Here is a 16123-nt window from a genome sequence, read left to right as displayed (position 1 = left end):
CCGAGGACTTCAGCTTAGCAAGGCGGAGTGATAAAAAACCCCACAGCCAGATAGCGGCAGTGGGGTTTTATCAAGGAGTAGAGACTACAAATTGCCAAATAGTGACTGCCCGTCGAGTCCCTGCTTCTCCATAACCTCTCTTAATCGTTTAAGTGCATCCACCTGTATCTGCCTGACCCGCTCCCTGGTGAGACCGATTTCACGTCCAACCTCTTCCAGGGTGCTCGCTTCAAACCCTCGCAAACCAAACCGCCGAGATACTACTTCACACTGCTTGTCAGGTAACTCTCCTAACCAGCGGTTGATACTGTCAAAAAGGTCGCTGTCCTGTAAGAGCTCTGCTGGGTCGGACTCCTGCTGATCGGGGATGGTATCTACCAAGGTCTTCTCAGAAGAGGGGCCAATGGGAGTATCTACAGAAGTAACCCGCTCATTGAGCCCAAGCATACGCTCGACATCTTCGACCGGCTTCTCAAGGAGGGTGGCAATTTCCTCTGCAGATGGCTCGTGATCCAGCTTTTGCGCCAACTCTCGAGATGCGCGCAAGTACACATTTAACTCTTTCACGACATGGATGGGCAGGCGTATGGTTCGGGTCTGATTCATTATGGCCCGTTCTATCGTCTGACGTATCCACCAGGTGGCGTAAGTGGAAAAGCGAAAGCCTCTCTCTGGATCAAACTTCTCAACTGCTCGAATCAAGCCCAGATTGCCTTCCTCAATAAGGTCCAGCAGTGCCAAACCTCGGCTAACGTAGCGGCGAGCAATCTTTACAACAAGGCGAAGATTGCTCTCGATCATTCGTTTTCTTGCCGCAGCATCTCCACGCAAAGCCTTGCGCGCGTAATACACCTCTTCTTCTGCGGTCAATAGGGGGGAGAATCCAATTTCATTGAGATAGAGTTGAGTAGCGTCGAGATTTTTCTGCAAATGGCCATCGCCATCCAATCTACAAACTCTACTTTTCTCTGCCTGGGAGGGTGCGGAACTCTTTTTAGCCGCAGATTTCCGCGTGCGACTAACACCTGCTTCAGTTGAACCTAATTTCTGCTCATCATTTTCAACGTCTAACTCAGGAGGAAAGTCTTCTGCCTGGCCAGCCATAGACTGGTCTTGCCGTTGTGCTTCCATTTCCCCTGCTCCTTGTACTTTGCCAATTTCAGCCGCACAACACACTCGGACATTGATAACACAACTATCAATGCCGCAGGTATGTGGCGACAGCCACTGAATCGGCTGACCCTGGGATGGCCACGATTACAGTGACTACCTCAAGTGGTACTAGTTAAAAGTCCATTTTTATTTGCAGAGCTTTACTGCGGCCGTGAACTTACGGTAAGTAGGCAAGAGGGTCTACTGGCTGACCGTTTTTGCGAATCTCAAAGTGGAGCTTGTTGCGGTCGGTACCACTCGAACCCAGTTCCGCTATCCTTTGCCCCGCCTTTACCCTGCTGCCCTCCTTTACGAGCAACCGGTGATTGTGTGCATAGGCACTGAGGTAAACCTCGTTGTGCTTGACGATCAGCAGCTTTCCATAACCTCTCAAGGCGCTTCCTGCGTAGATCACGGTGCCATCAGCCGCTGCCAGTACAGACTCACCCTTTTCACCCGCGATATCAACTCCCTTACGCAATGGGTCCCCAGAGCGGAAGTGACTAATCACTTTCCCCTTGGCGGGCCAGCGCCAGTTGACCGATCCGCTCCGGCGAGATGCTGTTGATTGGCGCTTTGGGCTTGGTGTTAAAGATTTTTTAGCAGTGGTCGTTTGTGTTGTTTTCGGTTTAGCTTTTGTGACTGGCGCTTTTTGTTTCTTTTGCGCACTAGCGGTGCTCTTGGTTGGCACTGAGCCCGTCAGCCTGATTCTCTGCCCAGGATATATTTGATAAGGGGAGCGGATACCATTTATCGCCGCCAATTGGCGAAAATCCTTGCCGTAACGCCAGGCTATCGAATAGAGGGTATCTCCTTTACCGACCGTGTGGTGGGTAATTTTGATACTCGGGGGCTGGCGTAGGGAGCTTGAGGGAGCCTTATGGCTGGAACAGGAGGAAACGGCCTGCAGCAGAACCAGCAAGCCTAATATTTTAAACACCCCCCACAAACAATGACCGATTTTAGGGAGTTTGTTCCGCCAATATCGGCGCTCAAGAGGTTGCAAAAGATGACATTCCATTATTCTCTTTTTACATCAGACCACGGCATTTATGGAAAAAGTGTCTAAAGAAAAGCTCCAAAAATCTCTGGAAAAGTTTGATAAAACGCTGCCATACCGAGATTTTCCAGATCTTATTGCGGAGTGGCGCAAGACTTCTCTCTGTGCACCTTGCCAAAGAAGTCTACAGCGAGAACCAAGAGCGCTGCCCCTAGAGCCGCAACAATTGCGCCCCCCAAATGAGCACTGTCGCCGGTTTGCTCGACATAAGTTAGCGGAGAAGTGTTGGATAGCAAAGGGGCCAATTTGCTTGATGCTTCGATTTCCCCAGAAATTGGCAGTTTCCAGGGCCAAATAATTTTCAGACTACCCAACAAAACCCCGGCAAGAAATGCCAATGTCCTAGCTACATATTTGTGCATCAGCCAAGACAACAAGCGACTGAAGAGCATCAGCCCTATTGCCGCCCCTGCCGCAAAGCACAATAGGTTTGAAATTTGGAGTTCATGAACTGCAGCTAAAACCTTGGGGTATATCCCGATTAATAACAGCAGGAAAGCGCCGGAAATTCCCGGCAGTGCCATCGCACATATTGCCAAAGCACCTGATAAAAACAGCGTAAGTGGAGTTGCCGGTATCTCCGAAGGCCGCATCTCACTCACTGTTACTGCAAGCGCAATACCCAGTGCGAGAAAAACCAAAACAGATGACGACCACCGGGGGATATTTCTCACAATGGGAACAATTGAGGCGAGAACCAAACCGAAAAAGAATGACCATACAACAATTGGATAATTTTGCAGTAAGCCACTAATCAGGTGGGCCAAGCTAAAAACGCTCAACAATACCCCAAGGAAAAGAGAGAGCAAAAAGCTCCCATTAATATAGCGCCAAGTAGATAGAAACCCCTCCTTCCGCCACACTGTAATACAATGCGGGCCTATTCGACTGAGGGAGTCCAAAAGCTCCTGGTAGATGCCGGTAATAAAGGCAATAGTTCCCCCGGAAACACCGGGCACCACATCGGCAGCCCCCATTGCCATTCCCCGCAGTAGTACTCCGGGGTAGCGACTTTTTAGAACCTCAGCAAATCTCATCGAACCACGCCACCGAGTAAAGGCACGAAACGTACCGCTTCCAACTTTTCCACATCAAACTTATTACTATCCTCACGACGAGTCACCATCGTCAGGTATTGCTGCTCAGCCCCCACCGGAATTACCAAAACCCCATTGGGAGCCAGCTGTTCTCGCAGCTCATCAGGAATCATTGCGGGTGCTGCTGCAGCCAGGATAGCATCGTAAGGACCCTCGTCTTTCCAACCAAAGCCCCCATTGCTGAGCTTGTACTCTACATTGCTATAACCCAGCTCCCCCAACCGATGGCGAGCGGTTTCCAATAGAGGTTCGACACGCTCGACGGAATAAAGTTGTTCGACCAAACGAGCAAGAATGGCCGTTTGGTAGCCAGAGCCCGTACCCACTTCCAGAACTCGGTGTAGAGACTTGGCTCTACTCAGTAAGAGTTCAGTCATACGGGCGACAATGTATGGCTGGGAAATAGTTTGGCCATACCCTATGGGCAAAGCAGTATCTTCATAAGCCCGAATAGCCAGGGCCTCATCCAAAAAGAGGTGTCGAGGTGTAGATGCCATTACATCCAGTACCTCCTCGTTGGATATCCCCTCTTCCCGCAATCGCTGGATCAAGCGATTACGGGTTCGCTGGGAAGTCATCCCCAGACCTTCTTGTCTCAAGCGGTCCATATTCTTTTCTTGTCCATGATTTGTGCAACAGCGCCAGTCACCTAAATACAAATTTTATGTGCACTGTTTAACATTGACCAGCTGAGCTATCTCCCGTAGCAAAGCCGTAGCAAAAGTACCCGGTGGCAAGGCAAATTCGACGATTAAATGATCACCTTCCCACTTATAGCGAAACGCCTCCGGGGATAAAATCATGGCCCGGCGTTCCTGGCTAAGACCGCAGTGCTCCAGCCAGTTGCACCAAGGCTGCCACGGAGACAGCACTTGCTCTTCCAACTGCCCCAGGGCATCCGTTGACAGGTTTCTGCCACGCCCCCAAAGAGGCCCGGTTGGGTAATCTTCAGGCTCTCCAACGAGGGGGCTCTGCCAGGTTCCGGTGTTGACTCGTTCAGCCAAAACCTGGTTGAACAGCCAGCTACGGGCAGCAGACATGGCGAAGGCCTTTTCGCTTTTGCGGCAGCGACCGTCCTCTTCAGCTAAGTTTTTTGCCAAGCTAAGGTTATTGCCATCAATCCCAAAGCGCTGTTCACCGAAGTAATTGGGCACCCCTTTGGGAATCAGCTGAAGTACTTCTTCTGCTTTGTCCCGATCACCTTCTATATTGCGCAAACGAATCTTGAAGCGATTCCCCATATGCTCGCCGCGACGCAACTTGCGTGGCCCCCGGAAGGCCTGGAGCAATGAAATCTCATCGCTGTTAATTTGCGACCAGTCTGCTTCTGGCTTTTGTCCGAGCCATACACTGAACCATTGAGTGGTAACAGCATGTCGGTCTTTCAATCCATAAAAGCTGACATCCCGGCTTTGCACCCCGGCTAACTTCGCCAATTCCTTGGCAACCCAGGCGGTATTTGCCCCGCGCTTTTTAACCTGTAAGTAAACATGTTCACCATCTTTATCAGCCGGTGGCATAGCCAGTTCATCGACAATAAAATCTTCTGGTTCTGTGCGAAAATCGCCAGAAATTACCGCACCCCCAAGCGCTCGGGGCCAATCCAGGTTCCAAACTTCAGACATCTTTGCGCTCTAATAAAACAGTAGCTTGCGCGGCGATACCCTCACCGCGACCAGTAAATCCAAGCTTTTCTGTAGTGGTTGCTTTGACACTGATCGCACCGCAATCAACACCACAGTCAGCGGCAATATTGACTCGCATTCCATCGATATGCGGAGCCATTTTGGGGGCCTGGGCAATCAACGTCATATCCGCATTAACCAGGCGATACCCTTTACTATCGATTAATCCAACAACATGTCGAAGCAGGTTTCTGCTATCCGCTCCGGCAAATTGTTCATCGTTATCGGGAAAGTGTTTACCGATATCTCCCAGGGCCAGAGCACCCAGTAAGGCATCCGATAGGGCGTGCAGTAAAACATCCCCATCAGAATGAGCTACCAAACCATACCCATAGGGGATTTGTACTCCTCCGAGCACTACATGATCACCAGGGCCAAATGCGTGCACATCAAAGCCCTGGCCTATTCGAAAACTCACTATCGCTTATCCTCAGTCGGGGAGTAGCGCAGACGTAAAATAGTTTCTGCAATTATGATATCGGCGGGGTGCGTCACTTTAATATTGTCACTATCACCCGCAACCAATTGCGGAGAATGGCCAAAAAACTCCAGTGCGCTGGCTTCATCGGTTACAGCAACCCCTTGCTCCAGGGCTTTACCAAGGCATGAGTGCAAAGTGCTGAGAGGGGCACGTTGCGGGGTTTGCGCCAGCCAAATACTTTCGCGGTCAACTGTTTCTTCCACACAGGCTACACCGCCAGTCACATGACTGCGCTTTAATGTGTCGCTTGCGGGGCGCGCCAAAAGTGCCATCGGTGAGACTTCGTCACTGAGTAAAGCGCAGATATCGCGCTCAGACACACAGGGTCGTGCAGCATCGTGGACTAAAACCGGAGTATCGCCGCTTTCTCGCTCCGCCAGGAAATCCAGGGCGGACTGAACAGAGTCTGCTCTCTCAGCTCCACCAATGACGGTGTGTACCAAGGGGTGGTTTGCTTCTTTCAGGTGAGGGAAGTAGGTATCCTGCTCCGATAGCGATACTACAACGCCAGCCAAACCTGGCCACCCAAGAATATTTTTTAAAGTCAGGGATAGCAGTGGTCGCCCGAGCAACGGCAGGTACTGTTTCGGGCGATCAGCCCCCATACGTTTGCCAACGCCGGCAGCGGGTACAATGACCCAATAATCCTTAATCAATTTTCAGCCTCTTCCTTATCCAGGAAGATAAACAGTGTTTCCCCTTCCTTGATCAGTCCCAGGTCATAACGGGCTTTCGCTTCCACACCATCAGTGCCAACTTTCAAACTGCGGACTTCCCTGAACAGTTGACGGTTTTCCCGCACCAGCGCGATATTTTTTTCTTGCTGTTGGGCTAATTGACGCTTGAGACGGGTAACTTCGGCGAGACTACCTTCACCAACCCAAAGTCGGTACTGGGTGGCGAGGAGCATAATGGTGAGTATTGCCAGCAGCCATTTCATACGAGATTACGATATTTCGCTTGTTCGTATTTATAGTACTACAAAGAGGGGCTGGCCCCTCTTTGTAGTACTTGCACGCTAATTCAAATAATGGATTACTTGAATTCAGCGCGGCCGCGATAAGGAGCGGAGCCATTCAGCTCAGCTTCAATGCGCAGCAGACGGTTGTACTTGGCTACGCGGTCTGAGCGGCAAAGGGAACCGGTCTTGATTTGACCAGCAGCAGTCGCAACCGCCAGATCCGCAATAGTAGTATCTTCGGTCTCACCGGAGCGATGAGAGATCACAGCGGTGTAGCCCGCATCTTTAGCCATTTTGATCGCATCCAGAGTCTCGGACAGGGAACCGATCTGGTTGAACTTGATCAAGATAGAGTTACCGACACCTTTCTCGATACCTTCCTTCAGGATCTTGGTGTTGGTTACGAACAGGTCGTCGCCTACCAGCTGTACTTTTTCACCAATTTTGTCGGTGAGTACTTTCCAACCGTCCCAATCACTCTCGTCCATACCGTCTTCGATAGACAGGATCGGATAGTTGGCGGACAGATCGGCCAGGTAGCTGGCAAAACCTTCGCTGTCGAACTGCTTGCCTTCGCCAGCCAGATCGTACTTGCCATCTTTGTAGAACTCGGAAGAAGCGCAGTCCAGAGCTAGAGTAATATCATCGCCCAGGGTGTAACCGGCCTTTTCTACTGCTTCAGCGATGACTTTCAGTGCCGCTTCGTTGGAAGGCAGGTTCGGAGCAAAGCCACCTTCATCGCCAACTGCAGTGTTCAGGCTGTTGCTGGACAGTACTTTTTTCAGGGAGTGGAAGATCTCAGCACCTTGGCGCAGAGCTTCGGCAAAAGATTCAGCCTTAACGGGCTGAACCATAAATTCCTGGATATCCACATTGTTGTCAGCGTGTTCGCCGCCATTGAGGATATTCATCATCGGTACCGGCATGGAGTACTCGCCCGGAGTGCCGTTTACCTCAGCAATATGCTGGTACAAGGGGATTTTTTTGGAAGCGGCAGCTGCTTTAGCGGCAGCCAGGGAAACCGCCAAAATAGCGTTGGCGCCGAAGTTCGCCTTATTTTCAGTGCCGTCGGCATCGATCATCGCCTTGTCCAGGGCGCGCTGATCAGTAGCATCCATACCCTTGAGCAGGTCGGCGATAGTAGTGTTGATATTTTCAACCGCTTTCAGGACACCCTTACCCAAGTAACGGCTTTTATCGCCATCGCGAAGTTCCAGCGCTTCACGGGAGCCTGTGGAGGCACCGGAGGGGGCGCAGGCGGAGCCAATAGAACCATCCTCCAGGATTACATCGGCTTCAACGGTAGGGTTACCGCGAGAATCCATTACTTCAAAGGCTTTAACAGCGACAATCTTGCTCATTTACAATGGGCTCCGTATTGGTACTTACTGAAAATAGGTTTTCGTAAATCAGACGTTATGCACTTTTGCTACAGCACTCAGGCTAAATAGCAGAGGGGAAAGTGCCGCGCGCCCAATCAGGGCGCGCAAAAATATTTCTTTTTTATTTCGTATCCAGCGGCTCAAAACCTTTAATCAGGTCATCTACCGCTTTCATCTGCGCCAGGAATGGCTCCAGCTTTTCCAGTGGCAATGCACTGGGGCCATCACACAATGCTTTGTCTGGATTCGGGTGTGCTTCCAAGAACAGGCCGGCAATCCCGATAGCCAAACCTGCGCGGCCCAGCTCAGTGACCTGTGCACGGCGACCACCAGAGGCTGCACCGGAAGGATCGCGCATTTGCAGTGAGTGGGTGACGTCAAAAATCAGCGGCGCACCGCCGGAGGCATTGATCATGGTGCTAAAGCCCAGCATATCGACAACCAGGTTGTCGTAGCCAAAGCAGGCTCCGCGCTCACACAAAAGAATTTTTTCGTTGCCACACTCAGCAAATTTCTCCACCACATTTTTAACTTGCGGCGGGCTCATAAACTGGGGCTTTTTGACGTTGATCACAGCACCCGTCGCTGCCATAGCGGCAACCAGGTCAGTTTGGCGGGCCAGGAAGGCCGGCAGCTGGATAATATCCACGACTTCGGCAACCGGAGCAGCCTGGTGTACTTCGTGGACATCGGTAATCAAGGGAACCTTAAAGGTATCTTTGATTTCCTGAAAAATCTTCAGGCCTTCTTCCATTCCCGGTCCGCGATAGGAATTGATGGAAGAGCGATTAGCCTTGTCAAAAGACGCTTTAAAAACATAGGGAATACCCAGTTTTTCAGTGACTTTTACATAGTGCTCAGCCACCTGCATCGCCAGGTCGCGGGATTCCAGTACATTCATACCGCCAAACAGCGCAAATGGCTTATCGTTGGCGACCTGAATATTTCCGACTTCAATTGTTTTCACTGTCAGCTCCCTGTCATCTCACCCCCAGTCACAGAGACCGGGGGCGGATACTGATTAACCCTGGTTTTCACGCTGCTTCATTGCAGCGGCAACAAAGCTTTCGAACAACGGATGGCCGTCGCGCGGGGTTGAAGTAAATTCCGGGTGGAACTGGCAAGCAACGAACCAGGGATGGTTCGGCAATTCAACCATTTCTACCAGGGTATCGTCTGCAGACCAGCCGCCAATTTTCAAACCGGCTTGCTGCAGGCGATCAACGTAGTTGTTGTTTACTTCGTAGCGGTGGCGGTGGCGCTCTACAATGACGTCGGCGCCGTAGATATCGCGAGCCTTGGTGTCTTTAGCCAAGCGACACTCCTGACCGCCCAAGCGCATGGTGCCACCCAGGTCGGACTGCTCGTCGCGCTTCTCGATATTGCCTTCGCTATCGATCCACTCTGTGATCAGGCCAATAACCGGGTGCGGGGTTTTAGTATTGAATTCAGTACTGTTGGCACCTTCGAGGCCGAGCACATTGCGCGCGAACTCGATAACCACAGACTGTAAACCGAGGCAGATGCCCAGGTAAGGAATATTGTTTTCACGAGCGTAGCGAACAGATTCAAGCTTGCCCTCTAAACCGCGCTCACCAAATCCACCGGGAACCAGTATTGCATCGGCATCCTTGATCAGGTCAATACCGTTCTCACCCTCAACGTCTTCAGCGTTGATAAAGTCGATATCCACTTTGCAGCGATGCTTGATACCCGCATGGGTCAGGGACTCGATCAGGGACTTATAGGCATCCAGCAACTCCATGTATTTGCCAACCATGGCAATTTTCACTTCGTGCTGCGGGTTCAGCTTGCCATCGACCACTTCATCCCACTCGGAAAGGTCTGGTGCCTGGCATTCCAGCTGCAGTTTTTCCACAACGATATCGTCGAGGCCGTAACTGTGCAGAAGACGCGGTACGCCGTAGATGGTCTTGGCATCGGGCAGCGGTACAACAGCGCGCTCTTCAACATTGGTGAATAGTGCGATCTTGCGGCGGGAGTCCTCATCGATCTCGCGCTCGGAACGGCACAGCAGAATATCCGGCTGCAAGCCGATAGAACGTAACTCTTTAACAGAGTGCTGAGTCGGCTTGGTCTTGGTTTCACCAGCAGTGGCAAGGAAAGGCACATAGCTCAGGTGGATCAACAGGGCGCGATTGGTGCCCATTTCCACACGCAGCTGACGCACAGACTCCAGGAACGGTTGGGATTCGATATCACCTACGGTGCCACCGATTTCAACAATAGCGACGTCGACATCGCGGCCACCTTCTACAACGCGGCGCTTGATCTCGTCGGTAATATGGGGGATCACCTGTACGGTGCCACCCAAGTAGTCACCACGGCGCTCTTTGCGCAGTACGGTTTCGTACACGCGGCCGGTGGTGAAGTTGTTACGCTTGGACATCCGGGTACGGATAAAGCGTTCGTAGTGACCCAGGTCCAGGTCAGTCTCGGCACCATCCTCGGTGACATACACCTCGCCGTGCTGGAAGGGACTCATGGTACCCGGGTCTACGTTGATGTAGGGGTCCAGTTTGAGGATGGTAACCTTGAGGCCGCGGGCCTCGAGAATGGCGGCCAAAGAGGCGGAGGCGATACCTTTCCCCAACGAGGAAACCACGCCACCAGTTACAAAAATATAGCGCGTCATGCAAAACCTTGGTCAGTTGAGCGCTCGATGAATGTCGAGCTTACAGGGCTGGCCCGGGCGGATAATCCAGCTTCTCCCGGTGCCTTTTAGACGGGGCGCCAGGGTAGCAGAAACCCCCTTAACACTCAATCGAAAAACCGCCAGCAGGGTGGTTCATCCGGGATGGCGCAGCCTGCTTTGCATGAAAAGAGCCCCGCGACAGCCACCAGATCATCCCCCAAAAATACCAATGGGACACGATCCCTGAGCCAGGGCTCAAGGGCCCACTCCTGCAAGAGCTTCTTAAGCGTTTGTGACCTGGAGCGATTTACCGGGTGCGCACGCTCCCCTCCTCTGCGATAACACACTCGATAATCGCCCTCTGGCCAATCCGACAAGGGCCGAAGAATGCCACCCGCTGGCAGAGTCAGATTAGAGCGGCCATCCCAGTGCCAATCTTTATCGGAGTTATTGGCAATTGGCGCCAGCTCAGGGGTCAGGTAAAGGCGATTCCGAAAACGCCGCACCACTCGCCCACCCATATTAACTTCAAGTTGTGCGTCCTCTGCCGCATGAGTCACCTGGAAAAGCGCCTGATTTAATAGGGCTGACTCTGGCGGCTGCCCCCCTTGGCCCAATACCCAATGCCGCATAAGGTTTTTACGGCGCCCCTCGCTAAGGCTGAAGAAGCGAGGCAGGGCCAGACTTTCGCCAAATCGCTGCACCTTTAAATCAGCCTCCTCCAGGTCAGCAAGTGCCAACTCAGACAGCAAGTCCGCAGACTCCCTCAGGTTCTCCGCTGCCCGAGCGATCTGGCGACTCACTCCCCAACGCTGGTTGAGCAGTGGCACAACTCGATGCCGCAAAAAATTACGCTCCAGGGCCTCATCAGCATTGCTGTCATCTTCAATCCAGCTCAATCCGTGAGCCTCAGCCCACTGCTCTAGCTCTTTTCGCCCCGCTCCGAGTAGAGGGCGCAGTAAGTACTTATTATCTCCGATAGTTCGACTCTCGGACATACTGGCCAATCCCAACACGCCCGCGCCCCGCATTAAGCGCAGCAGGAAAGTCTCAGCTTGGTCATCCGCGTGGTGACCGAGCAGAATTTGATCACCTTCGGACATCACCTGATTGAAGGCCGCATATCTCGCCCGGCGAGCCCCCTGCTCCAATCCGCCATCTTTGTAATCAACAGTAACCTGGATGGCTGTAAAGGGAACCGCCAGATTTTCAGCAAACTCTTTACAGTGAGCCAGCCAAATGTCCGCATTTGTATTTAGGCCATGGTGAATATGAAGCGCACGCACGGGAACCTGGCAAGTTACCAGAAGGTGCAGGAGAACAGTGGAGTCCAGACCACCAGAAAACCCCACCCACAGCTGGCCGCTGGCAGGGTGGGACTTTAGTAACCCCCTTATCAGAGTTGGGAGTTTTTCAGGGGGGTCTACGGGTTTCACAAGGGGTCGAGCCAGAATCAAATTTTCAAAAGTATACTGCCAAACCCAGCAAAGGCGGCTAGAGCCCTTTAGCTGGGCTCCATAGCACCCATCTCACTGCCAGCCCTGGCTTCGCAATTAAGCCGGCGGTACTCGGTCGGCGTCATACCCACCATTTTCTTAAAAAACGAGTTAAATGTAGCCTTGGTATTAAAGCCCGAGGACAACATTACCTCCATCACGGTGAGCCCCGCATTTTGCGGCTCCCGCAACATCCTTTTTGCCTCATCTATACGGTAACGGTTTACAAATTCGAAGAAGTTGCACTGAAAATGACGATTAATCGTCTGTGACAGCAACCTGCGTGATACCTGTAACTGCCCGGACAACTGCTCTAGGGTAAGGGCAGGAACCAAGTAAGGCTTTTCTTCCCGCATATAATTTTCAATTTGGGCTGCCAACTCCAGATCAATCTCAGGCTCCCCATTAACATCCTGTTCCAGGTCAGAACCTACACCTTCCCCGGACTTCTCCACTTTATGCCCATCGCCCTCAAACATTGAGGAGTAACTGAGACTGAAGAAGATCATGGCACTAACCAGAACAAATACGGCGTAGTTACTAAACAGCCCCATCGCTCCAATATCCAACTGGAGCTGCCACTCCTGAGCCAACCCTACCGCCAGGTTAATCATCAGAGCCCAAATACGAACCAGCAAGAAGCCCCAGATCAACACCAACAACCAAATCAGGTCAATTTTCTCAATACTGGAATGATTATCTCGAATCTGCCTACGGCATCGACGCACCTCAACAAGACACAAAACACCGAAAAGTACCCGAAGCGATTCACGAGCCAATCCCAACAAGTGATCGAACACCGAGCCAGTAGTTAAATTCTCCCCACGCAGCATGGCTGTCTTGGTTTCGCTATCAAATTGCCAGTAGGAGAAATATTCAAACACGACTGCCAGAAAAAAAGGCAGCAAGTACCAAAGGTCCCGCCTGGAAACCCTAAACCCCTCGCGAGTTAAGGAGCGGGTATACCAAAGTAACAGGGGGCCTTCTAACCAGTAGGCTGCGCCAAATACAAAAAACAAGTTCGGGGAAGTCTCAATGGACCAACTGCGGAAACCCTCACCAAAATTAATCAGGATATCCAGGGGAATAGCGGCTTGTGAGAACAGAAATAGCGCCAACAAGGTGTTGCTGAAACGCCGCTCACGACGAATCACTAACAACAACAGTGCAAAAAGAGCACACTGATAACTGGTCATTATCAGAACAATGTCGTGGAAATTGAATAGTAAAGCGTCCATTGATACTCAAATAGCCCTTCTACCTAGAGAGCCTCTGAATAACTCCGTAATGCCTCTGCGGGTCTTGAAGGCTGCAGATGTTAGGCGCAGCTCGCCGCGAATGGCCTAGTCCGTTGCAAGAGCTGCAACGCAGCAGCTGTAGCCTTCAAGACCCGCCCTTCGGGGCTTGCAGAGCGATTCACACTCCGCGTTGCAACTTCTTGAAAGGTCTAGACATTCCTGCGAAGCCGCGCCTTGATTGTGAACCACTCTGCATGCCAGAGGTATCACGGAGTTATTCAGAGGCTCCCTAAAAAGATATTACCACTAAACCACCATCGGCCCGCCCAAATAAGGGGTAAAGCTTTAGGTAATACCTGAATTTGTACGTCCAGATTTGGGTATTACCACAAATCAAGACGACGAGTTTAAGCCCCAAAGACAAAATCTCCCTACCAGTATCGATTCACTAGAAAAGAACTAACTCTTCAAGCAACAAGAGGAGACCGGGATGATAAACCGTCGGAAATTTATTCAAGGACTGGCCACTGTGGGCGGGACCTCTCTGGCCCTAACCTGCACAGAGCAGCAAGCTCTTGCGGCAGCAGATAATTTTTTCAAATCGCGAAGAACTGACGCCTACCGGGCACGACTTTTCTCTATTGAACAACTCACCACCCTGCACAAAATCTGCTCCTACCTGATACCCGCAACGGATACTCCCGGCGCAGCTGAAACAGAGTGCCATTTATTTGTCGATCACTATTTAACCGGCTGCATAGAAGAGCAGACCCAGCTAAAAACCAAAAAGCTCTTACATGAGTTGGATGAGCGTGCCACCACCCGGTATGGACACCCCTTTATTCATCTTGCCCCAGAACAATCGGTTGCTCTACTCGAATCACTCGACACCGGAATAGCCCCCTTTAACCCAGACTTACAGCAAGATTTCAGGAATCTTAAATTCCTGGTGTGCCTTGGCTACTACACCAGCTTTACCGGAGCCACCCGTGAGCTTGCTTACCAAGCAATTCCCGGTGGGTTCAAAGGTTCAGTTCCCTTGGATCAAACCGGGAAGGCCTGGGGTTCACTGCCACGTATTTAAAGGAAAGTACTATGCAAAATGATGAATTATTGATCCAAAAAGAAAGCCAGGTATTTGACGCAATCGTTATAGGGTCAGGCATTAGCGGCGGCTGGGCAGCAAAAGAACTAACCGAACGGGGATTAAATACCCTGATGATAGATCGGGGCCGGATGGTAAAACACGGTCAGGACTACCCCACAGAAAACAAGGGACCTTGGGAATTCCCACTCCGTACTAAAATGAATCTGAAAGAGAAAAAAGAAATCTACCCAATACAAAGTCGTAGTATTTTTCTCAATGAAAGCACCAAGCATTTTTTCTGTAATGACAGCGACCAACCCTACTCCACAGAGCCCGGCTCAGACTTTACCTGGATTCGCGGCAATCAAGTAGGGGGCAAAAGCCTTCTCTGGTTCCGGCAGTCATATAGATTTAGTAACCACGACTTTCTCGCAAACAAACGTGATGGCGTAGGAGTTGATTGGCCCATTCGCTACAAGGATATTGCACCCTGGTACAGCAAAGTCGAACGCTTTGCCGGAATCAGTGGCAATACGGACAATATTGAGCAACTGCCAGACTCCGAATACCAACCACCATTTGAGATGTACCAGTGTGAACAAGACATCAAGTCCAGGTTTGAAAAGCAGTATCGTGATAAGCATTTCATTATTGGAAGAGCTGCTCACCTGACCAAGCCAAACCGGGAACAGGTAGCCCTAGGCCGATACAACTGCCAGGCTCGTAACCAGTGCCAACGAGGCTGCTCATTCGGCGGCTACTTTTCTACACAAAGCGCCACCATGCCAGCCGCAATGAGAACCGGCAAACTACAAATTGCCAGTAATAGCGTGGTACACAGCCTTATTTACAACTCGCAAAAGAACCGAGTAGCTGGCGTAAGGGTAATCGACAGCGAAACCCTGCAACAACGAGAGTATTTTGGCCGAATCGTTTTCCTCTGCGCATCCACATTGGGCTCAACCCAAATACTCCTCAACTCAGCCAACAAGCATTTCCCCAAGGGGCTCGCCAACAGCTCTGGTGTACTGGGCCACTACCTAATGGACCACAATTACAATGCCTCAGCCCACGGCTTTATTGATGGTTATGAAGATGAGTACTTCTCCGGGTGGAGACCAACCGGCATCCTGATTCCCAATTTCCAATATCGCCCCGAACTTTACCGAAAGCACTACAAGCGCGGCTACCAGATTTCAGGAAGCGCCTATCGGCAGGACTGGCGGACAATGGCTGCTTCCGAGGGGATTGGAAAATCTTTCAAAGAAAAACTGCAACAACCTGGGCGCTGGGGATTTTGGATTGGTGCACAGGGAGAGATGTTACCGAGACACGAAAACCAGGTCAGGCTCCACTCCACCAAAAAAGATAAGTGGGGAATCCCGCAACTACATATCAATTGTCAATGGTCTAAAAATGAGCGCCTAATGATGGAGGATGCCTGTGAGGCCATGCAAGCTATGCTTAAGAATTTGGGGCTAAATGAAGTTAGTGGACAAGTCACTAGTGATAAATATCCCCCTGGAAGTGCCATCCATGAGGTAGGCACAGCACGAATGGGTAGTGATAAAACCAACTCAGTTTTAAATGGGTACAACCAATCGCACGACATACCCAACCTTTTTGTAACCGATGGCTCCTGCTTCGCCTCTTCAGCAGTTCAAAACCCCTCTCTAACTTTTATGGCATTAACTGCTCGAGCCGCAAACTATGCAGCCAGCGAACTTTCTGCGGGGAGATTATAAAAGTGATAAGCCTACGAAATTTATCTCGCAATCTGTTTACAGCTATTCTCTTGACAACTTTACCTGTCGTAAAATCAGTCGCA

Annotated in this window: 15 protein-coding genes; 2 read left to right on the top strand and 13 right to left on the bottom strand. The window is 51.2% G+C overall.

Going from position 1 to position 16123, the window contains the following annotated elements; all coding sequences use genetic code 11:
- Positions 1–84: 84 nt before the first annotated feature.
- The 13 genes from rpoS to ACJJIY_RS11470 all read right to left on the bottom strand — a co-directional run bounded on the left by rpoS (position 85) and on the right by ACJJIY_RS11470 (position 13208).
- Positions 85–1131: an RNA polymerase sigma factor RpoS gene (gene rpoS / locus ACJJIY_RS11530; protein WP_445357950.1), complete on the bottom strand. Its 1047-nt coding sequence runs from the start codon at positions 1129–1131 to the stop codon at positions 85–87.
- Between the two features lie 199 nt (positions 1132–1330).
- Complete coding sequence (locus tag ACJJIY_RS11525; protein ID WP_413664894.1) at positions 1331–2092, bottom strand: peptidoglycan DD-metalloendopeptidase family protein; 762 nt, start codon at positions 2090–2092, stop codon at positions 1331–1333.
- A gap of 194 nt (positions 2093–2286) precedes the next feature.
- A complete protein-coding gene (locus tag ACJJIY_RS11520; RefSeq protein ID WP_445357949.1) occupies positions 2287–3249 on the bottom strand; it encodes a DUF368 domain-containing protein in 963 nt (320 codons plus the stop codon).
- Positions 3246–3917 carry a protein-L-isoaspartate(D-aspartate) O-methyltransferase gene (locus ACJJIY_RS11515; protein ID WP_444898140.1) on the bottom strand — a complete coding sequence of 224 codons (672 nt, stop codon included), beginning with the start codon at positions 3915–3917 and terminating at the stop codon, positions 3246–3248. The genes ACJJIY_RS11520 and ACJJIY_RS11515 overlap by 4 nt, the downstream gene beginning before the upstream one ends.
- Before the next feature lie 54 nt (positions 3918–3971).
- Positions 3972–4934, bottom strand: a complete 963-nt coding sequence (truD, locus tag ACJJIY_RS11510) for a tRNA pseudouridine(13) synthase TruD (protein WP_445357948.1) — start codon at positions 4932–4934, stop codon at positions 3972–3974.
- The gene (gene ispF / locus ACJJIY_RS11505) at positions 4927–5412 is read right to left on the bottom strand and encodes a 2-C-methyl-D-erythritol 2,4-cyclodiphosphate synthase (protein ID WP_445357947.1); all 486 of its coding nucleotides are present in this window, start codon (positions 5410–5412) and stop codon (positions 4927–4929) included. The genes truD and ispF overlap by 8 nt, the downstream gene beginning before the upstream one ends.
- On the bottom strand, positions 5412–6131 hold the full coding sequence (gene ispD / locus ACJJIY_RS11500; protein ID WP_282931807.1) for a 2-C-methyl-D-erythritol 4-phosphate cytidylyltransferase: 720 nt from the start codon (positions 6129–6131) through the stop codon (positions 5412–5414). Before ispD ends, ispF begins: the two co-directional genes overlap by 1 nt.
- Positions 6128–6415, bottom strand: coding sequence for a septum formation initiator family protein (locus ACJJIY_RS11495; RefSeq protein ID WP_282931806.1), 288 nt, complete (start codon positions 6413–6415; stop codon positions 6128–6130). The genes ispD and ACJJIY_RS11495 overlap by 4 nt, the downstream gene beginning before the upstream one ends.
- A gap of 95 nt (positions 6416–6510) precedes the next feature.
- A complete protein-coding gene (gene eno / locus ACJJIY_RS11490) occupies positions 6511–7797 on the bottom strand; it encodes a phosphopyruvate hydratase (RefSeq protein ID WP_444898143.1) in 1287 nt (428 codons plus the stop codon).
- Positions 7798–7939: 142 nt separating this feature from the next.
- Positions 7940–8785 (bottom strand): 3-deoxy-8-phosphooctulonate synthase, encoded by an 846-nt coding sequence (kdsA, locus tag ACJJIY_RS11485; RefSeq protein WP_445357946.1) that lies wholly within the window; start codon positions 8783–8785, stop codon positions 7940–7942.
- 54 nt (positions 8786–8839) lie between these two features.
- A complete protein-coding gene (gene pyrG, locus ACJJIY_RS11480) occupies positions 8840–10474 on the bottom strand; it encodes a CTP synthase (RefSeq protein ID WP_252085084.1) in 1635 nt (544 codons plus the stop codon).
- 125 nt (positions 10475–10599) lie between these two features.
- Positions 10600–11910 (bottom strand): tRNA lysidine(34) synthetase TilS, encoded by a 1311-nt coding sequence (gene tilS, locus ACJJIY_RS11475; protein WP_445357945.1) that lies wholly within the window; start codon positions 11908–11910, stop codon positions 10600–10602.
- Between the two features lie 68 nt (positions 11911–11978).
- Positions 11979–13208: an AraC family transcriptional regulator gene (locus ACJJIY_RS11470; RefSeq protein WP_445357944.1), complete on the bottom strand. Its 1230-nt coding sequence runs from the start codon at positions 13206–13208 to the stop codon at positions 11979–11981.
- A 490-nt stretch (positions 13209–13698) separates the two neighbouring features.
- Here ACJJIY_RS11470 and ACJJIY_RS11465 point away from each other — a divergent pair, with 490 nt between their 5' ends.
- The gene (locus ACJJIY_RS11465) at positions 13699–14292 is read left to right on the top strand and encodes a gluconate 2-dehydrogenase subunit 3 family protein (protein WP_444898146.1); all 594 of its coding nucleotides are present in this window, start codon (positions 13699–13701) and stop codon (positions 14290–14292) included.
- 11 nt (positions 14293–14303) lie between these two features.
- On the top strand, positions 14304–16040 hold the full coding sequence (locus ACJJIY_RS11460; protein WP_445357943.1) for a GMC oxidoreductase: 1737 nt from the start codon (positions 14304–14306) through the stop codon (positions 16038–16040).
- Positions 16041–16123 lie beyond the last annotated feature (83 nt).

Source organism: Microbulbifer maximicatervae (SeqCode) (genome assembly GCF_052468155.1).
The sequence above is the reverse complement of the archived record's forward strand: the minus strand, read 5'-3'. Positions and strand labels throughout refer to the sequence as shown.

What these genes read in the sequence shown, in the direction of transcription:
- rpoS (WP_445357950.1), bottom strand. Translation starts at nt 1,131, where the DNA reads ATGGAAGCACAACGGCAAGACCAGTCTATGGCTGGCCAGGCAGAAGAC.
- ACJJIY_RS11520 (WP_445357949.1), bottom strand. Translation starts at nt 3,249, where the DNA reads ATGAGATTTGCTGAGGTTCTAAAAAGTCGCTACCCCGGAGTACTACTG.
- ACJJIY_RS11515 (WP_444898140.1), bottom strand. Translation starts at nt 3,917, where the DNA reads ATGGACCGCTTGAGACAAGAAGGTCTGGGGATGACTTCCCAGCGAACC.
- truD (WP_445357948.1), bottom strand. Translation starts at nt 4,934, where the DNA reads ATGTCTGAAGTTTGGAACCTGGATTGGCCCCGAGCGCTTGGGGGTGCG.
- ACJJIY_RS11495 (WP_282931806.1), bottom strand. Translation starts at nt 6,415, where the DNA reads ATGAAATGGCTGCTGGCAATACTCACCATTATGCTCCTCGCCACCCAG.
- eno (WP_444898143.1), bottom strand. Translation starts at nt 7,797, where the DNA reads ATGAGCAAGATTGTCGCTGTTAAAGCCTTTGAAGTAATGGATTCTCGC.
- pyrG (WP_252085084.1), bottom strand. Translation starts at nt 10,474, where the DNA reads ATGACGCGCTATATTTTTGTAACTGGTGGCGTGGTTTCCTCGTTGGGG.
- ACJJIY_RS11470 (WP_445357944.1), bottom strand. Translation starts at nt 13,208, where the DNA reads ATGGACGCTTTACTATTCAATTTCCACGACATTGTTCTGATAATGACC.
- ACJJIY_RS11465 (WP_444898146.1), top strand. Translation starts at nt 13,699, where the DNA reads ATGATAAACCGTCGGAAATTTATTCAAGGACTGGCCACTGTGGGCGGG.
- ACJJIY_RS11460 (WP_445357943.1), top strand. Translation starts at nt 14,304, where the DNA reads ATGCAAAATGATGAATTATTGATCCAAAAAGAAAGCCAGGTATTTGAC.